Raw genomic sequence first — 24,383 nt, 5'->3', positions numbered from 1 at the left:
GACCCCGTCCTTGGCCCCGATAATTTCCACGACGAAGTCGCGGACGTCGTCCCGGACGGCGTTCTCGTCCCAGTCCGAGTGGTTCAGCAGCCGCTGGACACCGTCCGGGCGGAGCTGGCCGACCTCCTCGGCCAGCGTCCAGCCGTTCTTCCTCTCCAGGGGAGCCAGCAGGCCCCGCAGATAGTCCAAAGCCGGACCACGACTCGATCTGCTCAACCGTCAGCGACTTCTCACACAGTCACACCAACGAGCCCCAGCCCACACGGTCACACCACATGCGGTTGCAGTACTAAGGGCCCTCCCACCAGGTGCGGGCAGGAAGATCCCCCCTCCAACCACCGCCGCCCGCCCCCGCCCCCGACCCGCTCCGCCCGAAGTCCCCCGGGGCCTACCGCAGGACCGCCGCCTCCTTCGCCGCCGCCAGCCCCACCGCCGGCCGGTCCGGACGCTGCGGCGCCACCCCGCCGATGCTCCGCAACCACGCCCACGTATCGGCCACCGTCTCGGCAACCGGCCGGCACCGCAGCCCCGTTGCCAACGCCCGGGACACATCCGCCCCGTACATCGCATCCCGCAACTCACCCGGCGCCAGCCACACCGGCAACTCGGTCCACGGCTCCACACCGGCCGCGAGCACGTCCTCCGGCGCCGTCCAGCGCAGCTCCGCGTCCGAGCCGGTGACCTTCACACAGCTCTCCAGCAACTCCCCCATGGTGGCGTGCCTGACCTCGCTCACCAGGTTGTACGCCCCGCCGAGCCCGGCCTCCAGCGCGTCCAGCGTCCACTCCGCGAGATCGCGCACGTCGATGTACTGCAGCGCCATCTCCCGCGGCCCCGGCGCGAGCACCGGCCCACCACGGGCGATCCGGCCCAGCCACCACGGCAGCCGCCCGATGTTCTCGTACGGCCCGAGGATCAGCCCGGCCCGCACCAGCAGCGCCCGCTCCCCGAACGCCTCCAGGGCGGCCAACTCCCCGCCCCGTTTGGCCGCCGCGTAGTCCTCGGCGTCCATGGCATCCGCGGAGCCCGCCACCAGCGGCCCGTCCTCGTCCAGCCCGTACGCCGCCGGGTACGTGTACACCGACCGGCTGGACACGTACGCATACCTGCCGACCCGCCCGGCCAGCAGCCGCGCCGCGTCCCGCACCGCCGAGGGCGCACCGCTCCAGGTGTCCACCACGGCGTCCCATTCCCCCGCCCGCAACGCCGCGAGGCCCTCCGGGCCCGCTTCCCCCCGTTCACCGTGCAACGCCGTCGCGCCCTCCGGCGCCGCGTGCCTCCCTCGGTGGAAGACCGTCACCTGCCAACCCCGCGCCAGCGCCGCCTCGGTGACGGCCCGCCCCACGAACTCCGTACCGCCCAGCATCAGTAGCTTCATACCGCCGACTGTGCCGGACTGCGCCGACCCGAACCAGCACCGCACGCCGTCAGCGGAATCCCTACCAGCGGAATTACCGGAGCCCCCACTTCCGGACCACGGACGCCTCACGCCCGACGCCCAACGCTCAAACCCGACGCCCAACGCTCAAAGGCGAACGCGCACACCCAACGCCCGGCACGAGGCTCGACGCCCGACGGCCGACGTTCGACCTCCGACCTCCGACCTCCGACCTCCGACCTCCGAGGGCGAACGGCGAACGGCGAACCGTCAACCACCGACGGCCGACATCCGACATCCGACGATGGACGGCGCCCGACGATCGGCGAGGGACGCGATGGGCGAAGCGCCCGAGATGTACAAGAGACGCGGTGGCCGACGGACGCGACGAACGCTCAGTCCTCAGCCAGAACGAACGACGTACGGGCGGACTTCAATCCCGGCACCTTGACCTCGATCCGGTACTTGCCCGCCGGCACCGTGGCGGAACTGGGCGTCGCGCACTGCGGTCCGCTCGCCCGACGGTCCCACTCGACGGTGCGCTTCACGGAGCCGTTGGCCGGCACCTGCAACAGCGCCGGCGCGGTGCCCGCGGGGCAGTCGTTCGAGGCCCACACCCGGTCGTCACCCGCGGCGTCGCTGATCGTGAGTACCGCCGCCTTCCGCCCGAGGTCCACCTTGCAGGCCGTGTCAGCCGTGTTCTTGACGGTCAGCTCGAACTGCGGCTTCTTGCCCGGCGCGTACGAGCTCTTCACGCTCCGCAGCGCCAACTCGACATCCGGATCAGTGCAGTTGGGCAACGAAGAACTGGCCGGAACGCCCCTTCCGGACCCCTGCCCGATCGGCCCGCCGCCACCCGACGCCCCGCCCCCGGCACCACCGCCGGCCCCGCCGTCCTCACCGCCGGCACCACCGTTCCCGCCGTCCGAGGAGCCCGCATCACCGCCGGAACCGGAGTCCTCCCCTGACGCCCCTCCGGACCCCGACTCACCGCGTCCGCCCGGCTTTTGGCTGATCGCCGGGCCGGGGGACGAGGGTCCGGGCGTGATCGACGTCGCGGGGCCCTTGCCGTGCGCACCGCCCTTGCCCTCGTCGCCGCTGTTGCCGCCGCCGCCCAAGTTGAGGGCCCACACGACCAGTAGGACGAGCAGTACGACGATGGCCAGCGCAATGGCCCTCCGCCGCCAGTAGATGGAGGAGGGAAGCGGCCCGATCGGATTGCGCAGTGATCCCACGCGGAAACTCTACGAGAGATCAGCAGCCGCACCGGCCACTACCCGCCGCATCAGACTGCAACTTTTCCCATGATCAGCCTGGCCCCCACTGCCCACACCCGCCCAACCCCCCACACACATCCCTTCCACCCCACCAACCCCCACACATCCACCGCCCCCATGCACCACCGCCCAACCCCACCCCTCCCCGCACGACCAGCCCACCACCCCCACTGCGGGCAGCACCCCCGGCCACAGTGCGGGCAGCACCCCCGGGCCACAGTGCGGGCAACACCCCCGGGCCACAGTGCGAGCAGCGTCCCCGGCGGCGCCCAGCGCCTACGCCCCCTCCGGACGCGGCCACTCCTCCTTGTGACCGAAGCCCTGGCCGTTGTCGATCAGCCGCAGCCAGTCAGGGCGTAGTTCCCAGAGAGTGGTGCGTTCCAACGCGGCCCGGAGCCGCTCGTCCGCCTCGACGAAGGGGAAGCGTCGGGTATAGGCCCGCCAGCCGACGTCCCGCTCGGCGCTCGACAGAGGCCGGCAGCGACCCCTGCCCTGAATTCCCGTCAGCGCGCTCCACTCCTGGCCATCGCGCTGCACCGTGAAGGCCACCCGAGCCTCCGGGTCGGCCAGAGCCCGTCCGTGGCGGGTCGTGGTCGACGTGACGAAGTACAGCACCGGCCCCCCGACCGCACCTGCCACCGCCTCTGCCCCCTCCGCCGCCTCCTCAGCCGCCTCCACCACGTCGGCCCCATCAACCCCATCGGCCCCATCGGCCCCACCAGCGGCCTGGCCGGCATGGTCAGCATTGGTGGCGCCAGTGACATCTGTGGCGTCAGGGGCGGCGGGGGCGGCGGCAGTGTCGGTGGCGTACAGGACCGCGCAGGCCTGGGGGCCGCCCTCGTCCACGTACGCCAGGGTGATCGTCGTGTGGGCGGCCAGTGCCTGCTGGATCGCATGCGGGCAGGGCGGGAAGCTCGCGGCTGCCGCGCCACCATGCACCGACTCGCCGCCGCGCACGGACCGGTCGCCCCGCGCGGACCGGTCGCCTCGTACGGGTCCCCCACCACTAACGGGATCCCCGCCACGCGCAGGGTCACTGGCGCTCACGTGCAAGGGCTCGCCGGCGCTGTTGCCCGGCTTCGCCGTACGTCTGGCGCTCTCTTCTGGTGTCTGTGGCATCTGTGGCATCTGCCTGTCGCTGTCGTTCGTCTTCGCCATGTCCGTATCCCGGCCTTGTGCCCTACACCCCGCGCCCCGCGCCTTGCGCCCTGCGCCCTGCGTATTTTCCTGCGGGCTTCGGCCGGCCCCGAGCCGACCTCAAGCGGGACCTGCCCAGCCGACCGTGCGCCCAGCTGACCGTGTCCAGGCGCGTCCCCGCCTTGCGCGGCCCTGCCGCGTTCCCGCCTTGCCCGACCCTGCCGCGTCCTGACCACCCTTCCGCGTCTCCACCCTGCGCGGGCCTGCCGCGCCCCGCCTTGCCTACCCGGCGCCCTGCCTTACCTACTAGCCCGCTTGCTTACCTACCCCTGCTTGCCTCGCCCTGCCTTGTTCCGCCGTGTCGCCTCCTTCTTATTCCGGCAACGATTACGGAGAGTAATCAGTTCCCTCGGAGTGTAATGAGTTTTGGTGAGGCTTGCGGAGTCGGTCTCGAGGGGCGGCGTACCGGCGGTAGCGGCCAAGCGTGCGCATGTGGTCGTCCTGCGAGTGGGTGGGCGTGCGGCGGGGCGCGGCCGGTGCGTTTCCTGGGCGCGTGCCGACGTGCCAGGATCGTCGGTGCCATGACTTCGACGCCTGTCACCTCATCTGCCACGTCCGACGCCGCCGAGACCGCTTCCGCCGCCGTTCCGGCCGCGGAGGCCGCAGACGGGACCGCGCTGCACGGGCCGGTCACCGACTGGTTCGACGAGCACGCCCGCGATCTGCCCTGGCGCCGCCCCGAGGCGGGCGCCTGGGGTGTGATGGTGAGCGAGTTCATGCTCCAGCAGACGCCGGTCAGCAGAGTGCTGCCGGTGTACGAGCAGTGGTTGGCCCGCTGGCCGCGCCCCGCCGACCTGGCCGCCGAGGCGCCGGGCGAGGCGGTCCGCGCCTGGGGCCGGCTCGGCTATCCGCGGCGCGCGCTGCGGCTGCACGCCGCCGCGTCCGCCATACAGGAGCGGCACGGCGGTGACGTACCGCGCGAGCACGCGCAACTGCTGGCGCTGCCCGGCGTCGGCGAGTACACCGCCGCAGCGGTCGCCTCGTTCGCGTACGGGCAGCGGCACGCGGTGCTGGACACGAACGTGCGGCGGGTGTTCGCGCGCGCGGTGGCCGGCCGGCAGTTCCCGCCGAACGCCACCACCGCCGCCGAGCGCAAGCTCGCCCGCCAACTGCTGCCCGAGGACGAGGGGCTGGCGGCGCGCTGGGCGGCGGCCACGATGGAGCTGGGTGCGCTGTTGTGTACGGCGCGCACGCCGGAGTGCCACCGTTGCCCGATCGCCTCGCGGTGCGCGTGGCGGCTGGCCGGCTCCCCGGCGCACGACGGTCCGCCGCGGCGCACCCAGACGTACGCCGGTACCGACCGGCAGGTGCGCGGGAAGCTGCTCGCGGTGCTGCGGGAGGCGGTGGCGCCGGTTCCGCAGCAGGTGCTGGACGCGGTGTGGGACGAGCCGGTGCAGCGCGCCCGGGCGCTGGACGGGCTGGTCTCGGACGGCCTGGTGGAGCCGCTGGGCGGTGGCCGGTACCGGTTGCCGCTGTCGTAGGCGGGAGCTCGACACCCCCACCCCCACCCCCAGGGGCGGCTGCGCTCGCAGCCGCCCCTGACTGTCTTTCACGGCCGAAAAGGGTCGGTAATTGGCTGGATGAGGATTCTTCAGCCAGGCGGTGCGGTAACTCGGTAACCGGGGCATGTGCGCCGAGATGTGCCGTAACGCCTGCTGTGACGTGGGCAGTGACGTGCGCAGTGACGTGCGCCGGGCCCGAGTGTCGTGACGAGTGCCGTGAGGCTCATGGGCCTTTCGGCGGGGGTGTTGTCCGTCCGGAGTATGACGGGACGGGGCTCGCCGTCCCCCCGAGGTATGACCCCCGGCGGGCTGTTACACAACCGAGGGTTTTCCGTGCACTCGCTGTGGGGCCCACGCACATTACGCCGCAACACCCCCTCCGTAGCGTCTTCCACGTGCTGGAGATGACCGCCAGCGCAGTCAACGTGGGGAATCGCAAGCGGATCGGAGGCGTCGGGATGGCGACCAGCGGCGGCAAGGTACTGGACTTCGAAGAGTACGTGCGGACGCGGCAGGAGGCCCTGTTGCGCAGCGCCCGGCGCCTGGTGCCCGATCCGGTCGATGCCCAGGACCTGCTGCAGACGGCGCTGGTGCGTACGTACGGCCGCTGGGACGGGATCGCGGACAAGTCGCTGGCCGACGCCTACCTCCGCCGCGTCATGATCAACACCCGTACGGAGTGGTGGCGGGCCCGCAAGCTGGAGGAGGTGCCCACCGAGCAGCTGCCGGACGCGAGCGTGGACGACGGCACCGAGCAGCGCGCGGACCGGGCGCTGCTGATGGACATCCTCGGGGTGCTGGCTCCCAAGCAGCGCAGCGTGGTCGTTCTGCGGCACTGGGAGCAGATGAGCACGGAGGAGACGGCTGCCGCGCTCGGGATGTCCACGGGCACGGTCAAGAGCACGCTGCACCGTGCGCTGGCGCGGCTGCGTCAGGAGCTGCAGGCCCGTGACATCGACGCGCGGATGCTGGAGCGCGGCGAGCAGGACCGGGCGCGTCAGGACCAGGAGCGGTGCGCCGCCTGACGTGCGGGGAGCGGTTCCCCGGGCACGCGCGTGACAAATGTGTGAAAACGGTCACGTGGTCCGGAGCCGTACGGTTCACGGGTCGAGGCGTCACAATCGCATCAGGGAATACCTGCGAACACCTCGGTACACCTCGGGACACCCCGGAACGTTCCAGGAACGGCTTCGCCGGACGGCAGCGCGCTGCTCGGCGGACGGCATTCCGTAGCGACGACGGCTTTCACTCAGCGATGAGGACCACGACCACCACGCAGACCGACGACTATCGTCACTTCAGAGCCTTCAGAGCCCCCAGGCACTGCAGTCACTCGGCCTTCAGGTACATCAGTCACTCACGAACAGCAGCGGGATCGGCGGCTGTGCGAGCAGCACGGTGAGCAGGAGCGGATTGTCCAGGAACAGGTTGACCAGGATCGGGTTGACCAGAGGCGGCGCGGCCACGGCGGGGGTGGCCGCCGTCGGCCTTTTGCTGGCCGGGTGCAATCCGGGGGGCGAGGGTGTGCGCAGCGAGGGGTCGGCGAGCAGCACCCCGGTGCGCAAGGGGGCGGCGAGCAGCGTGCCGAGTCCGACCACGTCGGCCGGGTACAAGAAGGTCGACGCGGTCCGGCTGATGCGCAACGATCCGAAGGTCGGCGCGGATGTGAAGAAGTCCCTGTACAAGCCGTGCGCCGCCGACGAGTATCCGGTGGAGGTGACGTATGCGTCGCTGACCGGCGGTTCGTCGCCCGATGTCATCGTCAACGTCATGACCTGCGCGGATTCGGTGGGGATCGGGTCCTACGTGTACCGCAGGGACAGCGGGGCGAAGGACGGGTATGACAACGTGTATGCCAATGAGCAGCCGTCGGTCTCCGCCGCGGTCAACAAGGGTCAGCTGGAGATCTCCAAGCAGACCTACGCGGCCGGCGACCAGGTGTGCTGTCCGTCCGGTGAGGACGTGACGACGTACCTCTGGGCGGGCGGCCGCTTCCGCAAGGACGACGAGTACCACACCGACTACAGCAAGACCACAGTCGACAGCATCCCGGCGCCGGATGACAGCGGCGCGGGACCGGAGGGTTGAGACAACCGCATGGCCGACACCCATGTGCTTTTCGTCGAGGACGACGACGTCATCCGTGAGGCGACGCAGCTCGCGCTGGAGCGGGACGGATTCGTGGTCACCGCGATGCCGGACGGGCTCGCGGGGCTGGAGGCGTTCCGTGCGGACCGTCCGGACATCGCGCTGCTCGACGTGATGGTGCCGGGGCTGGACGGGGTGAGTCTGTGCCGGCGGATCCGTGACGAGTCGACGGTTCCGGTGATCATGCTGTCGGCGCGGGCCGACTCGATCGATGTGGTGCTGGGCCTGGAGGCGGGTGCGGACGACTACGTCACCAAGCCGTTCGACGGGGCGGTGCTGGTGGCGCGGATCCGTGCGGTGCTGCGCCGTTTCGGTCATGCCAGCGGCCCGGACGGTGCCAAGCCGTCCTCGGCGGCGGACGCCGGCCCGGACGAGGCGGTGCTGCGCTTCGGTGATCTGGAGGTCGACACCGAGGGCATGGAGGTCCGCAAGGGTGGCGAGAACGTGGCGCTGACGCCGACCGAGATGCGGCTGCTGCTGGAGTTCTCCAACGCGCCGGGTACGGTCCTCTCGCGCGACCGGCTGCTGGAGCGGGTGTGGGACTACGGCTGGGGCGGTGACACCCGGGTCGTGGACGTCCATGTCCAGCGGCTGCGCGGCAAGATCGGCCAGGACCGGATCGAGACGGTCCGCGGTTTCGGATACAAGCTGAGAGGCTGACGCCGCCGGTGGTGAGGCTGGCCCTGCGGACCGGGCTGAGATGGAAGCTCAGTGCCGCGATCGCGCTCGTCGGAGCGCTGGTCGCGATCGCGCTGAGCCTCGTCGTGCACAACGCGGCCCGCCATTCCATGCTCGACAACAGCCGGGACGTGCAGGTCGAGCGGCTGAATTTCACCCAGAAGATCTTCGAGTCGACCAGCCGGCTGCAGTTCGGGGCGAAGCTCGACGATCCGGCGCTACCGGGGCCGCTGCGCCGGGAGGTCGCGGAGAACGAGCGCGCGACGTATCTGCAGGACACCGGGGAGACGGCGCCGGAGGTATGGGCGGCGACGCCGTTGAGCGACGGCCGGGTGCTGTCGATGCACGACCGTTTCCCGGATCGTTTCGCCGTTCTGGACGATCTCGATCAGGCGCTGCTGATCGGTTCGACCGCCGTGGTGGTGGGCGGTTGTGCGCTGGGCGTACTGGTCGGCGGGCGGCTGTCGAAGCGGCTGCGGAAGGCGGCCGCGGCGGCGGGGAAGCTGGCCGACGGGGACCGGTCGGTACGGATCCGGGACGAGGTCGGCGGCCGGGTGCGGGACGAGACGGACGATCTGGCGTGGGCGGTGGACGCCATGTCGGACGCGCTCCAGGAGCGGATCGAGGCCGAGCGGCGGGTGACCGCGGACATCGCCCATGAGCTGCGCACGCCGGTCACCGGTCTGCTGACCGCGGCCGAGCTGCTGCCGCCGGGCCGCCCGTCGGAGCTGGTCCGGGACCGTGCGCAGGCGCTGCGGACGCTCGTCGAGGACGTCCTGGAGGTGGCCCGGCTGGACGGCTACGCGGAGCGCGCCGAGCTGCAGGACGTGGCGCTGGGCGAGTTCGTCACCCGCCGGGTGCGGGCCCTGGACCCGGACATCAGGATCGATGTCGTACGGGACTCCGAGGCGACCACCGATCCGCGCCGGCTGGAGCGGATCCTGGGCAATCTGATCGCGAACGCGGCGCGGCACGGCAAGCCGCCGATCGAGGTGACGGTCGAGGGCCGGGTGCTGAGGGTGCGCGATCACGGTCCCGGTTTCCCGGAGGCGCTGCTCCGCGAGGGGCCGAGCCGGTTCCGCACCGGCAGCAGCGACCGGGCGGGCCGCGGCCACGGGCTGGGCCTGACCATCGCGGCAGGCCAGGCCCGCGTGCTGGGTGCCCGTCTGACCTTCCGCAACGCGGACGAACTGACGGACGGCTCGACGGGCGCGATCTCCGTCCTCTGGCTACCGGAGAACGCCCCGACGAATACGGGAAGCTTTCCCGTCATCCACCTTCCGGATCGGTAGCCCACGTACCTGGCTGTCCCGCCGCGGGGCGCTGCGTTTGGCGGCGCCCGCACGTACCTGTCTGCTGCGCCGCGGGGCTTGTTGCGCCTGGCGGCGGGCGTTTGTTTGTCGGGTGCGGTGCCGGCCCTCCGGACTTCGTCCTCCGGTCCAGCCCCTCCCGTAGTGGGGGAAATAGGTGAGTGGGGGTGCACGTGATCTCTCACGCGCACCCCCACTCAGCATTTTTCACCGCCCGCTCAGACAGCCGCCGGCACCCGCTCCTCCGGGCTGGGGGCTGCCTTGGGTGCGGCCCCGCCCCGCAGCGGGACCTCCTTGAGGAACCACGCCGCCGCGAAGCCGATGATGCTGACCAGGGCGCCCCACAGGAAGACCTGGTGGGTGCCGTTCGCCACCGCGTGCGCGTACGCGTCCTTGATCACCGGCGGGAGTTGGGCCATGCGCTTGGGGTCCATCTGGGCGCCGCCGCCGGTCATCTTGGCGCCGGCGGCCTTGCCGAGCCGAGCGACCATCGTGGACTGCACCTGGTTGGTGAAGATCGCGCCGAGGATCGCGACGCCGAAGGAGCCGCCGATGGTGCGGAAGAGGGTGGCGGACGAGGAGCCGACGCCCATGTCCTTCAGCTCGACGCTGTTCTGGGCGATCAGCATCGTGGTCTGCATCAGGAAGCCCATGCCGGCGCCGAGCACGGCCATGTAGAGGCCCGAGGTGAAGCGGCTGGTGCCGGTGTCCATGAGGGACAGCACGGCCAGGCCGGCGGTGATCAGGCCGCCGCCGACCACGACGAAGACCTTGTACTTGCCGGTCTGGGTGGTGACCCGGCCGGCGAACAGCGAGACGACCATCATCGCCAGCAGCATCGGCAGCAGCAGCAGGCCGGAGTTGGTGGCCGAGGCGCCCTGCACGGTCTGCTGGAACAGCGGCAGGAAGGTCATCGACCCGAACATCACGAAGCCGACGAGGAAGCCGATCACGGTGACGAGCGAGAAGTTGCCGTTGCGGAAGATGTGCAGCGGCAGCACCGGTTCGGCGACCTTGCGCTCGACCAGGACGAACGCGATCAGGGCGAGGACGCCGAAGACGCCGAGGCCGACGATCTGCGTCGACAGCCAGTCGTACTCGGTGCCGCCCCAGGTGGTGATCAGGACGAGGGCCGTGATGCCGAGGGTGAGCAGTGCGGAACCGACGTAGTCGATGCGGGCCTTGGAGCGCTTCTTCGGCAGGTGCAGCACCGCGGTGATCATGGCCAGGGCTATCGCGCCGAGCGGGAGGTTGATGTAGAAGCTCCAGCGCCAGCCGAGGTGGTCGGTGAGGGTGCCGCCGACCAGCGGACCGCCGATCATGGCGACGGCCATGACGCCGGCCATCATGCCCTGGTACTTGCCGCGTTCGCGCGGCGGGACGAGGTCGCCGAGGATCGCCATGACGCCGACCATCAGGCCGCCCGCGCCGAGTCCCTGGACCGCGCGGAAGCCGATGAGCTGGCCCATGTCCTGGGCCATGCCGGACAGTGCGGAGCCGACCAGGAAGAGCACGATGGAGGTCAGGAAGACGCCCTTGCGGCCGTACATGTCGCCGAGCTTGCCCCAGATCGGGGTCGAGGCGGCGGTCGCGAGCGTGTAGGCGGTGACGACCCAGGACAGGTGCTCCAGCCCACCCAGTTCACCGACGATGGTCGGCATCGCGGTGCCGACGATCATGTTGTCCAGCATCGCGAGGAGCATCGCGATCATCAGCGCGAAGACCACCATCCGCACGCTCGAAGGCTTTTTGCCCTGCGGTGCGTCCGAGGGATTCGCCCCGGTCGCGATCATTCGTCCGTCCCCCGTCGGGGTCGCAGGCTGCGACTTCCCCATCACTCACTCTCTCCTACTTACTTGCCGCCCGGCTAGTTCAGTACAGTGAGGAAGGTAGGCGGCTAACTAGCCGGGCGTCAAGTAAGTTTCTTTGGCCCGGTCCTGGGCACGCCTCCCACCAGCACCGACGACGCAGGAGAGCACCATGAGCACCGGGCAGACGCGCCGTGGGAACACCCGCCAGCGCATTCAGGACGTCGCTCTGGAACTGTTCTCCGAGCACGGCTACGAGAAGACCTCGCTCCGCGAGATCGCGGAGAAGCTGGAGGTCACCAAGGCGGCGCTGTACTACCACTTCAAGACCAAGGAAGACATCGTCATCAGCCTGTTCCAGGACCTGTCCAGGCCCTGCGACGAGCTGATCACCTGGGCCGAGCGGCAGCCGCGGACGCTGGAGACGAAGCTTGAGGTGATCCGCCGCTACAACGAGGCACTGCGTTCGGCCGAGCCGCTGTTCCGCTTCATGCAGGAGAACCAGGCTGCGGTGCGCGACCTGAGCATCGGCGAGACCTTCAAGGCGCGCATGCTGACCCTTTTCGGCCTCCTGAAGGAGGACGATGCGGAGCTGACGGATCAGGTGCGCTGCATCACGGCGCTCTTCTCCATGCACGCGGGCATGTTCGCGATGCAGCACGTCGAAGGCGACCCCGAGGAGAAGCGCAAGGCCATCCTCGAGGTCGCCACAGAACTGGTCACGGCGGCAAACCCGCCGAACCGCCGGCCAGCCCGGCCGGATTCAGCTCAGACGGCGTCGCCGTGAGCCCGCAGGAATCCGGTCGGCTCGATGCCCGACCCGTAGTTGGGGCCGGTGCGGACTTCGAAGTGCAGGTGGGGGCCGGTCGAGTTGCCGGTGCTGCCGGACAGGCCGATCTGCTGGCCGGCGCCGACCTGCTGGCCGACGTGGACCTGGATCGCTGACAGGTGCGCGTACTGGGTGTACACCCCGTTGGCGTGCTGGATCACGATGGCGTTGCCGTACGCCGGGCCGTCACCGCCGCCCCAGGGGCCGGCCTTGATGACGGTGCCCTGGTGGACGGCCTTGACCACGGTGCCGCTCGGCACGACGAAGTCCTGGCCGCTGTGCTTGTGCGCCCAGTGGCTGCCGGGGATGCCGAAGGGCTCGCCCAGCGTGTACTTGTCGACCGGCTTGACCCAGGCGTCGGCCTTCTTGGCCGCGTCCTTCTTGGCCTTGGCCGCGGCGGCCTTGGCGCCGGTGGCGGCCTTGGCCTGGGCGTCGGCCTGCGCGCTGACGGTCGAGCCGACGTGCGAGGTGAGGCCCAGCAGACCACCGTCGGCGGCGGAGGCGGCACCGGCGCCGAGCGCGACGGTCACACCGACACCGGCGGCCACCACGGCGGCCCGGCGGCGCAGCAGGGACTTCGCGGTCTTCGGGGTACCGGCGGAGTTCTTGGAATGGCGAATGGCGGCGAACTTCGACATGCGGGTTTTTTCCTTCCGGAATTCGATCAGGGAGATCTGCGAGATCGGATGGATCTGGAGATCAGGAATTTCGCGAGTCCGGCTGCGGCCCGGAAGCGCCATTCCTTGGTAACCCGTCCGGGCCGCCCCGCCAAGAGCCCCTGCTACTAGGCAGGCCCGTACGAAAGCCGTCGGGAAAGAACCTCTTGCATTCCGCTCACCCCTTTGCATGACCCGTACGAATCACCGCATTCCGGACAGCCGAGATGCCCGCGATACTGCGGCTGATCAGGCCTTTTACCCGCGCATTGCCCAGGTGACGGGCCCGCTCGGGCCGCCGCCCCCGCCACACCCCGCCCCGGCCCCGGAAAACCCCCGCACCCCCGCCCGCCCTTTCTTCTAATTCCGCTAGTAGGCCAAAAGCCGGCTGTGCGTCATGTCACTACCGGCCCGGCTTTTCTGTGACCTGGGTTACCTGGGCGATGTGACCTGGATTACCGGAAGGCTGTGACGCGCATTACTCGCGGGCGGCGATCCGGTTATTGCGGAGGGATTGTTCGGGTACCCGGGAGGGCGTGTCCGGGATGGCGAATTCCGTGACCGCCGCCACACCGTCCCGGCTAGCCTGGCCCCACGACATCACCGGCCACATCACGGTCACGGACCACCGGTCGCGAATCGCCGATCACGGATCACCGATCAGGGACCGCCGATCGCGGACCACCGGCCATGGGGGAGGCGCACACGATGGACCCGTCAGCAGTGGGTATCCGGCTCGCGTCCGGCGCGGTGGCCCCGCTCGTCCGGAGGCTCTTCGTCAAGGAGGGGCCGGGCGCCGGCCTCGTCCCGGCCCCCGTACGGATCTCCGCCCTGGTGTCCTTCACCGGCGAGCAGCGCACCCTCACCCGCAAGGACCTGCAGAAACTCGCCGCGGAGCTGGTGCGGCGGGCGTTACGCGGCTGCGGCCCGGGTGAACGGCCGGTTCCCGAGGACGAGGAGCGGGCCGTGGCCGACGCGCTCGCCGACACCTTGCACGCCCTCGGCGATCTCGACATGGACGACGTCCAGGCCGTCCGCCTCGGCGCCGGTGCCCTCGCCGGCCGCCTGCGGACCGCGGCCCCGTCCGCCGCCCGCGGCCTGTCCCGGGACGCCGAGCTGCTGCACCGCGCCCTGCTCGACACCGCCTGCCTGCACATCGTGCACTTCTTCAGCCAGCGGTCGGCCTTCGTCGCCCGCACCCTGGTCCAGCAGACCCGCAGCCTGGACGGCCTGATCGCCACCATGGACGCGTTCCTCGAACGGCATCCGTCCCCGCGGGCGGCGGACCTCGCCTTCGAGCGCAGCTATCTCACCTACGTGGCGCGCAAACACAGCCGGCTCACCATCTACGGCATCGACCTGACCCACTCCCCGGACCGGTGGCCGCTCGACGCCGCGTACATGAGCCTCGCGGCGACACCGGCCGCCGGGCGCGGGCCGGAGGCCACCGCCCCGTGGGAGGAGGACGGCACCCACCCGGCCGGCGCGCCGGCGCCCCTCCCCGCCGACCAGGGCCCTGGCCGGCCGCGACCGGGTGCTGCTGCGCGGTGTGGCCGGTTCCGGCAAGAGCACCCTCGTGCAGTGGCTGGCCGTCTCCTGCACCAAGGCCCCGGGCGAGACGCCCCTCCCCCACCTCTACGGCCGGATCCCGTTCGTCCTGCCGCTGCGCACCCTCACCCGTGACGGTGCGCCGCTGCCCACCCCGGACCGCTTCCTGGCGGCCGTCGGCTGCCCGCTGTCCGATGCCCGGCCCGACGGCTGGACCGACCGGATCCTGGCCTCCGGACGGGGCCTGCTCCTCGTCGACGGGCTCGACGAGATCCCGGACCGCGAGCGCACCCAGGCCCGGCGCTGGCTGCGCGACCTGCTCGACGCGTTCCCGGACAACCTGTGGCTGGTCACCACCCGGCCCTCCGCGGTGCGCGACGACTGGCTCGCCTCCGACGGCTTCGACGAGCTGACGCTGGCGCCGCTGCGCCGCGCCGAGGTCACCGCGTTCATCGGCCGCTGGCACGACGCGGCCCGCCGCGGCGCCGAGGACCCCGCCCGCCTCGACGCGTACGAGCAGTCGCTGCTGGCCGCCGTCCACACCAAGCAGGACCTCGCCCGGCTCGCCACCAACCCCCTCATGTGCGGGCTGATCTGCGCGCTGCACCGCGACCGGCGCGGCTATCTGCCCACCGGCCGCAAGGAGCTGTACGACGCGGCGCTGGTCATGCTGCTCTCCCGCCGCGACCGCGAACGCGACATGGCCGCCCCCACGGGCATCGAACTCAACGACGAGCCGCAGATCCAGCTGCTGCAGCGGCTGGCGTACTGGCTGATCCGCAACGGCCGGACGGAACTGGACCGGGACCGGGCCGAGCGGATCGTCGCCGAGGCGCTGCCTGCGGTGCCGGCGGCGGCCCGCCAGGGGGACGCGGCGGCCGTGCTGCGTCATCTGCTGCTGCGGAGCGGGCTGCTGCGCGAGCCGGTGGCCGGTTCGGTGCAGTTCGTCCATCGCACGTTCCAGGACTACCTGGGCGCCAAGGCGGCCGTCGAGGACGGTGACATCGGGCTGCTGGTGGCCCATGCGGAGGACGTCCAGTGGGAGGACGTGATCCGGATGGCGGTGGCACACGCCCGGCCGCGCGAACGGGCCGAGCTGCTGCGGGAGTTGCTCGTCCGCGGAGACGCCACCGACGACCCGGCGACCCGGCTGCGGGTCCATCTGCTCGCCCTGGCCTGCCTGGAGCACGCGACGGAACTCGACCCGGCCGTACGGGAGGAGGTGAACGCGCGGGCGCGGGCGATCCTGCCGCCGCGCAGCCGGGAGGAATCGCGACTGCTGGCCTCGGTGGGGCCGCTGGTCGTGGAACTGCTGCCGGGACCGGAGGGGCTGGAGGACGACGAGGCGCAGGAGGTGGTGGCGACGGCGGCGCTGGTCGGGTCGGATGCGGCGTTCGAAGTGATCAAACGGTTCCGTTCCCATGGCTCGCGCCGTGGCCAGGTGCAACTCGCCGCTTCCTGGCGGGCGTTCGACACCGAGCCGTATGCCCGGGACGTTCTTCGGTACCTCGACCAGGACGTGATGGTCACCGCCGAATCCACCGCCGAGCTGCGTGCGCTCAAGGAGCTCGGGGGCCGGCGCGGTGTCGTGGCGAGCGGCGCGTTCACCGCTCGCGAGCTCCTCGACGAGCTGGTCCACGAGCCGCTCAGGAGCCTGACGATCGACTCGAACCCGGAGATCGCCGACCTCGGCTTCCTCCGCGAGTTCCCAAATCTGGAGTGGCTGTCGTTGTGGGGGTGCCCCGCGGTCGAAAGCCTCGCCCCGCTCGCGGACCTCGACATCCGTACGCTGAACCTCTTGGGGCCGCCGGAGCAGGATCTGCCGACCCCGCCCGGGCTCGACGCGCTGACCGGCCTCACCACTCTGGGCCTCTACTCCCGACTGCCGGACGGCATCCCGGCGCTGCCCGCCCGCGCGCCGCTGACCTTCCTGGCGCTCGGCGCGCCCCTCGGAGCCGAGTTCACCGGCCTGACTTCCTGGCCAAGCCTGCGCACCCTGCACCTCCCTCGGCTCACGGAGGCCTTCGGCGAGGACCAGTGGGCCGAGCTAGCCTCGCTTGCGGAACTGCGCTGGCTGTCCGTGGGCCTGGCGTCCGACGAGGTGTGGTCGCTGGACCTTCCGCCAGGCGTCCGGCTCCCCCAGGTCACCACCCTCGAACTGGTCAATCCGGCACGGGTGTCCGCTGCCCGGCTGAGCGTGCTTCTGGAGACGCTCCTTCCGGCCTTCCCCTGCCTGACCAGGCTCAACGTCTACGGCGCGATCGACGCCCCGATCGCCCTTCCCCCCTTGCCCGGGCTGTCCGAGCTCCGCGAACTCGGCCTCTACGGCCTCCGCCCCGACCCCTTCCCCGACCTCCCGCCCAGCGTCGAACTCACCCTTCACCCCCGCCCCCGCGCCTAGGCCGGCCGGACCGCACATCAGGCGCCCAACCACCCTGCCCGGTACCGCAGTTACGGGAAGTCCATGGATCCCACGAGCCTCGCCGCACGTCTCGCCCCCCACACCGTCGATCCCCTCGTCCGCAAGCTGTTCCGCTCCGACGGGCCGGTCACCGAGCTGGTCGGCCGGCCCGTTCCGATCGCCCGGCTGGTGTCGTTCGCCGGGGAGAAGCCCGAGCTGAGCGAGGCGGGGCTGGACGACCTCGCCGCGTCCCTCGTCGAGCAGGCGACCGGTGGCAACGACCCGGCCCTGGCCGCCGCGCTGGCCCGTACGCTGCGGGCACTCGCCGAGACCGGGATGGACGACGTCGACGCGGCGCGGCTGCTGCCCGCCGAGTTCGCCCGGCGGTTGTGCGCGCGGGTGCCGGAGGCCGCCCGGCGGCTCCCCGGGGACCGTGCGCGGCTGTACGGCCTGCTGGTGGACGTCGTGGCCCGGCACGTCCTGTACTTCTTCACCCGGCGGTCGCCGTACGTGGCCCACACCCTGGCCGAGCAGACCCGTACGCTCGCCGAGCTGATCCACGGGCCGTACGCCGCGGCCACCGCCGCACCGCCGGATCGCGCGCGCAGCGAGGCCGTCGGCGGACCCGCCGTGGACGAACCAGCCGTGGACGAGGCCGCCTTCGAGGAGGAGTACGCGCGGCGCACCGCTGCCCTCCACAACCACCTCACCATCTACGGCATCGACCTCGCGCACTCCCCGGACAGCTGGCCGCTGGACGCCGCCTATCTGGGGCTGCAGTGCGAGCCGGGGTCCCCGGAGGACGATCCGCCGCTGCCCGCCGAGCGGGCGCTGGCCGGGCGCGGGCGGGTGCTGGTGCGTGGGGTGGCCGGGTCCGGCAAGACGACGCTGCTGCAGTGGCTGACCGTCGCCACGGCCCGCGACGAGCTGCCGGAGGCGCTGGTGGAGCTGCGCGGCCGGGTGCCGTTCCTGCTGCCGGTGCGCCGGTTCGCGCGGGCGGGGCTGCCCGATCCTGAGACCTTCCTGGACGCCGTCGGCCATCAGGACGCGGACCGGGCGCCGGCCGGCTGGACGGAGCGGGTGCTGGCCGAGGGGCGGGCGCTGCTGCTGGTCGACGGGGTCGACGAGGCGCCGGAGGACGAGCGGGAGCAGCTGCGCCGCAAGCTCGGCGAGTGGACCGGCCGCTACCCGGGCAACGTCTGGATCGTCACCTCCCGGCCGTCCGCGGTGCCCGGCAACTGGCTGGCCGGCGAGGGCTTCGCGGAGGTGGCGCTGGCGCCGATGAGCCGGGAGGACGTCGCCGCGTTCATCCAGCGCTGGCACCGGGCGGCGGCCCTGCAGCGCCCGGCCGACCTCGACCGGCTCGCCGACTACGAACGGACGCTGCTCAACGCGGTGCGGATCACCCGCGATCTGGGGCGGCTGGCGACCAATCCGCTGATGTGCGGGCTGCTGTGCGCCCTCCACCGGGACCGCCGCGGTTATCTGCCGCACGGGCGCAAGGAGCTCTACGACGCGGCGCTGTCGATGCTGCTGGAGCGGCGGGACCGGGAGCGGGCGATGGGGGCGCCCGACGGGGTGGAACTGACCCGGCAGCCGAAGATCCAGCTGCTGCAGAAGCTGGCCCACTGGATGCTGATCCACGGCCGTTCGGAGATGGACCGGGCGACGGCGGTCGCGACGCTGGCGGAGCATCTGCCGGCCATTCCGGACGCCGCGCGGCAGGGCGGACCGGAGGAGGTCTTCCGGCATCTGCTCAACCGGACCGGGCTGCTGCGGGAGCCGACACCCGGCACCGTCGACTTCGTGCACCGCACGTTCCAGGACTATCTGTCCGCGCGGGCGGTGGTGCAGCGGCACGATTTCACGCTGCTGCTGGAGCACGCGCACCACGACGCGTGGGAGGACGTGATCCGGATGGCGGTGGCGCTGGCCCGGCCGGACGAGTGCGCGGCGCTGCTGGACGGGCTGCTGGCCCCGCATCCGGGCGTGCGGGCCGCGGAGGCCCGGCACCGCAAGCTGCTGGCGGCGGCCTGTCTGGAGCACGCCGCGGAGCTGGATCCGGCGGTCCGGGCGCGGGTGCAGCGCTTCACGCGGGACATGGTGCGCCCGGGTACGCCGTCGGCGGCGCGGGCGCTGGGCTGGATCGGGCCGATCGTGCTGGAGATGCTGCCGGACCCCGCGGACGTCCCGGACCGGGAGGCGGTGCTGCTGGCGATCACCGCCACCTCGATCGCGGACGACATGGCGATCGACTACCTGACGGGACTGCGGGACCGGGCGCACCACGACATCCGGGCGCAGCTCGCCGGGGCGTGGCGGCGTTACGACACGGCCCGCTACGCCCGCGAGATCATCGCCCACCTCGATCCGGCCGAGCTGTATTTCCCGGTGTCCGGCCCGGAGGAACTGCAGGCGCTGCGTCGGCTGGGCGGGCGTCCGCACCTGCGGATCGCCGGGTACTTCACACCGGACCAGCTGGTCGAGGGCATCGTGCCGGCGGAGGGGCTGACCCGGCTGTGGCTCGCGTACGACCTGGGCGTTTCGATGGAGTGGCTGTCCGCCTTTCCGAAACTGGACACGCTGCGGATCGGCCACCGTATTCCGCCGGTGCACGGGGTTCCGGACGGAATTCGTGTGGTGCGGCGGTAATCACCGGAGCTAATCGTTCCGGAAGTGCCCGGAAGTGCCGCGGAAGTGCTGCGGAAGTGCTGGGGGAAGCGCACCGGAACAACGGCTCTTCCGCGTCGGGTGTCTCATCCGTATCTACTGCATCGTGCGTATCCGCCATATACCGAGCACTGAGACCAAGCACCGATCACCGAGCACCCCTGTGCACAAACGGAAACGGAACTGCCCGGAATCGTTTCGTACGATTCCGGGCAGTTCCGGTGCACCTGCTCCGATTTATTCGGTTGGGGCGCTATGGCCGCTTTGCGCGGTGAGGCGTTTCCGCTCAGGCGTCCTTGCTCAGGTTGGGACCCGAGCCGCCGGTCGCGGACTCGATCGGCGGGGCGTCCGGCAGGGCGGACTTCTCCTCGCCGCGGAAGGTGAACTTGGCGCTGTCACCCTCACCCTCGGTGTCGACGACCACGATGTGGCCCGGACGCAGCTCGCTGAAGAGGATCTTCTCCGAGAGGGCGTCCTCGATCTCGCGCTGGATCGTGCGGCGCAGCGGACGGGCGCCGAGCACCGGGTCGTACCCGCGCTTGGCCAGCAGCGACTTGGCAGTGCCGCTGAGCTCGATGCCCATGTCGCGGTCCTTCAGCCGCTCGTCCACCTTGGCGATCATGAGGTCGACGATCTGGATGATGTCTTCCTCGGTCAGCTGGTGGAAGACGACGGTGTCGTCCACACGGTTGAGGAACTCGGGGCGGAAGTGCTGCTTGAGCTCTTCGTTGACCTTGTTCTTCATCCGCTCGTAGCTGGACTTGGTGTCGCCCTGGGCCGCGAAGCCGAGGTTGAAGCCCTTGGAGATGTCCCGGGTGCCGAGGTTCGTCGTCATGATGATGACGGTGTTCTTGAAGTCCACGACCCGGCCCTGGGAGTCGGTCAGGCGACCGTCCTCCAGGATCTGCAGCAGCGAGTTGAAGATGTCCGGGTGGGCCTTCTCGACCTCGTCGAAGAGCACCACGGAGAACGGCTTGCGGCGCACCTTCTCGGTGAGCTGCCCGCCCTCTTCGTAGCCGACGTAGCCGGGGGGCGAACCGAACAGCCGGGAGACCGTGTGCTTCTCGCTGAACTCCGACATGTCGAGGGAGATCAGCGCGTCCTCGTCGCCGAACAGGAACTCCGCCAGCGTCTTGGACAGCTCGGTCTTACCGACACCGGACGGGCCGGCGAAGATGAACGAGCCACCGGGACGCTTGGGGTCCTTCAGGCCGGCACGGGTGCGCCGGATGGCCTGGGAGAGCGCCTTGATGGCGTCCTTCTGGCCGATGACGCGCTTGTGGAGCTCGTCCTCCATGCGGAGCAGACGCGAGGACTCCTCCTCGGTGAGCTTGAAGACCGGGATGCCGGTGGCCGTGGCCAGGACCTCGGCGATCAGCTCCTCGTCCACCTCGGCGACGACGTCCATGTCGCCGGCCTTCCACTCCTTCTCCCGCTTCGCCTTCGCGGCCAGGAGCTGCTTCTCCTTGTCGCGCAGGCCCGCGGCCATCTCGAAGTCCTGCGAGTCGATCGCGGACTCCTTCTCCCGGCGCACGTCGGCGATCTTCTCGTCGAACTCGCGCAGGTCCGGCGGCGCGGTCATCCGGCGGATCCGCATCCGGGAGCCGGCCTCGTCGATCAGGTCGATCGCCTTGTCCGGCAGGAAGCGGTCGGAGATGTAGCGGTCGGCCAGGGTGGCCGCGGCGACCAGCGCGGAGTCCGTGATGGACACGCGGTGGTGCGCCTCGTAGCGGTCCCGCAGGCCCTTGAGGATCTCGATCGTGTGCGGCAGCGACGGCTCCGCGACCTGGATGGGCTGGAAGCGGCGCTCCAGGGCCGCGTCCTTCTCCAGGTGCTTGCGGTACTCGTCGAGCGTGGTGGCACCGATGGTCTGCAGCTCGCCCCGGGCCAGCATGGGCTTGAGGATGCTGGCGGCGTCGATCGCGCCCTCGGCGGCGCCCGCACCCACGAGGGTGTGGAGCTCGTCGATGAACAGGATGATGTCGCCGCGGGTGCGGATCTCCTTGAGGACCTTCTTCAGGCGCTCCTCGAAGTCACCGCGGTAGCGGGAGCCGGCGACCAGGGCACCGAGGTCGAGGGTGTAGAGGTGCTTGTCCTTGAGGGTCTCGGGCACCTCGCCCTTGACGATGGCCTGGGCCAGGCCCTCGACGACCGCCGTCTTGCCGACGCCGGGCTCGCCGATGAGGACCGGGTTGTTCTTGGTGCGGCGCGACAGCACCTGCATGACGCGCTCGATTTCCTTCTCGCGCCCGATGACCGGGTCGAGCTTGGTCTCGCGAGCGGCCTGCGTGAGGTTGCGGCCGAACTGGTCCAGGACGAGGGAGGTCGAGGGCGTGCCCTCGGCGGGGCCGCCGGCGGTGGCGGCTTCCTTGCCCTGGTAGCCGGAGAGCAGCTGGATGACCTGCTGCCGCACCCGGTTGAGATCGGCGCCCAGCTTCACGAGGACCTGGGCGGCGACGCCCTCGCCCTCGCGGATCAGGCCGAGCAGGATGTGCTCGGTGCCGATGTAGTTGTGGCCGAGCTGGAGGGCCTCGCGGAGCGACAGCTCCAGGACCTTCTTGGCACGGGGGGTGAAGGGAATGTGCCCGGACGGGGCCTGCTGGCCCTGGCCGATGATCTCCTCCACCTGCTGACGGACCGCCTCAAGCGAAATGCCGAGGCTCTCCAGGGCCTTTGCGGCGACACCTTCACCCTCGTGGATCAGGCCCAGGAGGATGTGCTCGGTGCCGATGTAGTTGTGGTTGAGCATCCGGGCTTCTTCCTGAGCCAGGACGACAACCCGCCGCGCGCGGTCGGTGAACCTCTCGAACATCGTTAATCGCTCCTCAGAGCGGTCAGGCAGTTAGGGGTCGGTCCCCTCCCTGTCCTTCCGCATGCTAGTCCCGCGGGGCGGGACAGCTCATTCCAACTGCCGACACCCGTCCGGATCACCCCCGCTCCGGCGGGGAAATTTACTGCCGAACAGCTGACATCTGCTCCAACTCGATGGTGCGAGACGATGTTCCCGCAGGCCAGGCATATACGCCCTCCGCCACTACGCCCGTGGCGAACGCGCCCTTCCCCGACACGCCGCCCGCATCCCGCCGAAAGCCGGGCCGAGGCGCTTCGTGCGCCGGTCACACCGTCTCTTCCCACTGAGACTGTCTTACCCGCTGCCTCCGACACTCCATGCGGCGCGGACCGCTTCCATCCGCTACGGGCGAACATCCGCGCGCCGCCGGAAGCCTCACCAAGCCCCTTGCGCGAGCACGGTGGGTATACAGGCCCGCACTCCGCGTAACTTCCGTGGTCGCGGGCAGTTGCACCGGTCATGCCCCGCGTGCTCCCGCGCCCCCGCAACCCCCACGGCCCCCTCGACGGCTCCGGTCCGACGGACAGCCTGGATGTGCTCGCCGCCGTCCGTCAGCGGTACGAGGACGGCATGGGATGGCCGACGGCACCTACGGAGCCGCTGGAGCTGCTGACCGGGGTGCGCTTCGACGTGCTGGAGATGCCGGCCGATGCCGGGAGCGCGGTGCTGCGGCGGTGGCCACTGCTGGGCCCGGTGGCACTGCTGCGGACGGGAGGCGACGCGAACCCTCCGGGTAACCGGCCGAAATTGCTCGCTCTCATCGCGCCGGGCGGCGCCGAGGAACTTCCCGGAATCCTGGAATGGCTGGAGTGGGGCGCACTCGCCGGGGATCTCATGGCGCGGGGGGCCGGCGGCAGGATGCCCGCACCGGCGTTCCCCTTCGACCCCTCATCACCTGCTGCATTCGGTTCGTGGGAGGCCGCGGTATGGGTGCGACCTCCCCGGACCGGGCACGAGGCGGAGAATTCCCTGCCCGCCACGGGGTTCGGGGCAGGAATCGGGGACGGTGGAGGCGTCCCCGACCTCGTACGGCTTGTGAGCGCGGCGGCGACGGAGTGCCACCGTGCCCGGTTGTTGCGTGCTCGTAATGCCCAATCGGACCGCGTGTGCGGCGATCAGGCGTTGGCCTTCTCGAATGCCTCGCGAATGTCGGCGGGGACACGGCCGCGGTCATTGACGTTGTAGCCGTTCTCCTTCGCCCAAGCACGGATCTTCGCGGTGTCCTGGCTGCCGGCGGAAGCCGCCGCACGCGCCTTGCCGCGACCGCCGGAACGTCCACCGGTACGACGGCCGGCCTTCACGAAGTCGGCGAGCGACTCACGCAGCTTCTCGGCGTTGCTGTCGGAGAGGTCGATCTCGTAGGCCTTACCGTCGAGCGCGAACGTCACGGTCTCGTGGGCCTCCCCGCCGTCGAGGTCGTCGACAAGAAGAACCTGAACCTTCTGTGCCACCGGTTTCCCTTTCATCGAATGCGGATTACGACGGAAAGCAAACCGCTTTTCCGGGAAAAACACAAACCCTTGGGTAGGGTTCACTTGCCCGCAGACCGGGGAACGCATGCTTCCGTAGCCATGAGATAGGGGAGCGATTCGGACATAGAACACTCATCACAGGTGCAGAAGCATCCGACTGTTACCCAGGGTGTTGGGCTTCACTCGTTCGAGGCCGAGGAACTCGGCAACGCCCTCGTCATAGGAACGCAGCAGCTCGCTGTAGACATCACCGTCTACCGGGGCCTCGCCGATCTCGACGAAGCCGTGCTTGCCGAAGAAGTCGACTTCGAAGGTGAGACAGAAAATGCGCCGCACTCCGAGCCAGCGCGCGGTGGCCAGCAGCTTCTCCAGCACCTGATGACCCACGCCGGCCCCCTTGAGCTGCGGATCCACCGCCAGGGTGCGCACTTCGGCCAGGTCTTCCCACATCACGTGCAGTGCGCCGCAGCCGACGACCTCGGCGTCTTCGTCGCGCTCGGCGACCCAGAACTCCTGGATGTCCTCGTAAAGCGTGACGGTGGCTTTGTCGAGCAGGATCCCGTCGCGGGAGTAGGCGTCGATGAGACGGCGTACGGCGGGGACATCGCCGGTCCTGGCGCGGCGGACGGTGAGGCCTTTTGAATGCGCGGGCATGCCG

The 24,383-nt window shown here is 70.5% G+C and carries 18 protein-coding genes and 1 pseudogene; 9 read left to right on the top strand and 10 right to left on the bottom strand.

The features are described 5' to 3' along the window. From IG62_RS0114095 to IG62_RS48620, 4 genes are all read right to left on the bottom strand, one after another. On the bottom strand, nt 1-216 hold a 216-nt coding region (locus tag IG62_RS0114095), incomplete at its 3' end, for a transposase (RefSeq protein ID WP_030801731.1). A gap of 172 nt (nt 217-388) precedes the next feature. Next, a complete protein-coding gene (locus tag IG62_RS0114090) occupies nt 389-1,378 on the bottom strand; it encodes an NAD-dependent epimerase/dehydratase family protein (RefSeq protein ID WP_030801729.1) in 990 nt (329 codons plus the stop codon). 395 nt (nt 1,379-1,773) lie between these two features. Next, complete coding sequence (locus IG62_RS0114085; protein WP_030801727.1) at nt 1,774-2,613, bottom strand: hypothetical protein; 840 nt, start codon at nt 2,611-2,613, stop codon at nt 1,774-1,776. Between the two features lie 318 nt (nt 2,614-2,931). After that, complete coding sequence (locus IG62_RS48620; protein ID WP_234326489.1) at nt 2,932-3,612, bottom strand: pyridoxamine 5'-phosphate oxidase; 681 nt, start codon at nt 3,610-3,612, stop codon at nt 2,932-2,934. A gap of 761 nt (nt 3,613-4,373) precedes the next feature. Between IG62_RS48620 and IG62_RS0114075 the strand changes: the two genes are divergently transcribed. Both IG62_RS0114075 and IG62_RS0114070 read left to right on the top strand, forming a co-directional pair. After that, nucleotides 4,374-5,333 carry an A/G-specific adenine glycosylase gene (locus IG62_RS0114075; protein WP_030801722.1) on the top strand — a complete coding sequence of 320 codons (960 nt, stop codon included), beginning with the start codon at nt 4,374-4,376 and terminating at the stop codon, nt 5,331-5,333. Nucleotides 5,334-5,758: 425 nt separating this feature from the next. After that, complete coding sequence (locus tag IG62_RS0114070; RefSeq protein WP_078871998.1) at nt 5,759-6,379, top strand: SigE family RNA polymerase sigma factor; 621 nt, start codon at nt 5,759-5,761, stop codon at nt 6,377-6,379. Nucleotides 6,380-6,703: 324 nt separating this feature from the next. On the opposite strand, the gene IG62_RS48615 is transcribed toward IG62_RS0114070, so the two are convergent. Continuing rightward, nucleotides 6,704-6,952 (bottom strand): hypothetical protein, encoded by a 249-nt coding sequence (locus tag IG62_RS48615; protein ID WP_234326494.1) that lies wholly within the window; start codon nt 6,950-6,952, stop codon nt 6,704-6,706. Between IG62_RS48615 and IG62_RS0114060 the strand changes: the two genes are divergently transcribed. The 3 genes from IG62_RS0114060 to cseC are packed head-to-tail and all read left to right on the top strand — an operon-like array spanning nt 6,936 to nt 9,472. Beyond that, nucleotides 6,936-7,442 carry a hypothetical protein gene (locus IG62_RS0114060; RefSeq protein ID WP_324604626.1) on the top strand — a complete coding sequence of 169 codons (507 nt, stop codon included), beginning with the start codon at nt 6,936-6,938 and terminating at the stop codon, nt 7,440-7,442. The two genes, IG62_RS48615 and IG62_RS0114060, sit on opposite strands and share 17 nt — an antisense overlap. Nucleotides 7,443-7,451: 9 nt before the next feature. Further along, on the top strand, nt 7,452-8,162 hold the full coding sequence (cseB, locus tag IG62_RS0114055; RefSeq protein ID WP_030801715.1) for a two-component system response regulator CseB: 711 nt from the start codon (nt 7,452-7,454) through the stop codon (nt 8,160-8,162). An 8-nt stretch (nt 8,163-8,170) separates the two neighbouring features. Next, nucleotides 8,171-9,472, top strand: coding sequence for a two-component system sensor histidine kinase CseC (gene cseC, locus IG62_RS0114050; protein WP_030801711.1), 1,302 nt, complete (start codon nt 8,171-8,173; stop codon nt 9,470-9,472). A gap of 236 nt (nt 9,473-9,708) precedes the next feature. Here the strand turns inward: cseC and IG62_RS0114045 are convergent, their stop codons facing one another. Beyond that, complete coding sequence (locus IG62_RS0114045) at nt 9,709-11,283, bottom strand: MDR family MFS transporter (protein ID WP_267887882.1); 1,575 nt, start codon at nt 11,281-11,283, stop codon at nt 9,709-9,711. Nucleotides 11,284-11,470: 187 nt separating this feature from the next. Between IG62_RS0114045 and IG62_RS0114040 the strand changes: the two genes are divergently transcribed. Then, nucleotides 11,471-12,085, top strand: a complete 615-nt coding sequence (locus IG62_RS0114040; RefSeq protein ID WP_030801707.1) for a TetR/AcrR family transcriptional regulator — start codon at nt 11,471-11,473, stop codon at nt 12,083-12,085. Here the strand turns inward: IG62_RS0114040 and IG62_RS0114035 are convergent. Further along, nucleotides 12,067-12,765: a M23 family metallopeptidase gene (locus IG62_RS0114035; protein WP_030801705.1), complete on the bottom strand. Its 699-nt coding sequence runs from the start codon at nt 12,763-12,765 to the stop codon at nt 12,067-12,069. The genes IG62_RS0114040 and IG62_RS0114035 overlap by 19 nt on opposite strands. Nucleotides 12,766-13,491: 726 nt before the next feature. On the opposite strand from IG62_RS0114035, the pseudogene IG62_RS41830 reads away from it, so the two are divergent. Both IG62_RS41830 and IG62_RS0114025 read left to right on the top strand, forming a co-directional pair. Then, nucleotides 13,492-16,732 (top strand): annotated as a pseudogene (locus IG62_RS41830) (NACHT domain-containing protein). A 63-nt stretch (nt 16,733-16,795) separates the two neighbouring features. Further along, nucleotides 16,796-19,384 (top strand): NACHT domain-containing protein, encoded by a 2,589-nt coding sequence (locus IG62_RS0114025; protein ID WP_030801702.1) that lies wholly within the window; start codon nt 16,796-16,798, stop codon nt 19,382-19,384. A gap of 304 nt (nt 19,385-19,688) precedes the next feature. Here the strand turns inward: IG62_RS0114025 and IG62_RS0114020 are convergent, their stop codons facing one another. Beyond that, complete coding sequence (locus IG62_RS0114020) at nt 19,689-22,214, bottom strand: ATP-dependent Clp protease ATP-binding subunit (RefSeq protein ID WP_030801700.1); 2,526 nt, start codon at nt 22,212-22,214, stop codon at nt 19,689-19,691. Between the two features lie 498 nt (nt 22,215-22,712). Between IG62_RS0114020 and IG62_RS48610 the strand changes: the two genes are divergently transcribed. Then, complete coding sequence (locus IG62_RS48610; protein ID WP_078871996.1) at nt 22,713-23,438, top strand: SCO3374 family protein; 726 nt, start codon at nt 22,713-22,715, stop codon at nt 23,436-23,438. Here the strand turns inward: IG62_RS48610 and IG62_RS0114015 are convergent. Together IG62_RS0114015 and IG62_RS0114010 are read right to left on the bottom strand one after the other, a co-directional pair. Continuing rightward, the gene (locus tag IG62_RS0114015) at nt 23,369-23,704 is read right to left on the bottom strand and encodes a histone-like nucleoid-structuring protein Lsr2 (protein WP_030416764.1); all 336 of its coding nucleotides are present in this window, start codon (nt 23,702-23,704) and stop codon (nt 23,369-23,371) included. The two genes, IG62_RS48610 and IG62_RS0114015, sit on opposite strands and share 70 nt — an antisense overlap. 156 nt (nt 23,705-23,860) lie before the next feature. After that, nucleotides 23,861-24,379 (bottom strand): amino-acid N-acetyltransferase, encoded by a 519-nt coding sequence (locus tag IG62_RS0114010; protein WP_030801698.1) that lies wholly within the window; start codon nt 24,377-24,379, stop codon nt 23,861-23,863. Nucleotides 24,380-24,383 lie beyond the last annotated feature (4 nt).

The sequence above is a fragment of the Streptomyces sp. NRRL S-337 genome, assembly GCF_000720175.1.
Lineage (GTDB): Bacteria > Actinomycetota > Actinomycetes > Streptomycetales > Streptomycetaceae > Streptomyces > Streptomyces siderophoricus.
This window is presented reverse-complemented; position numbering and strand designations above follow the sequence as displayed.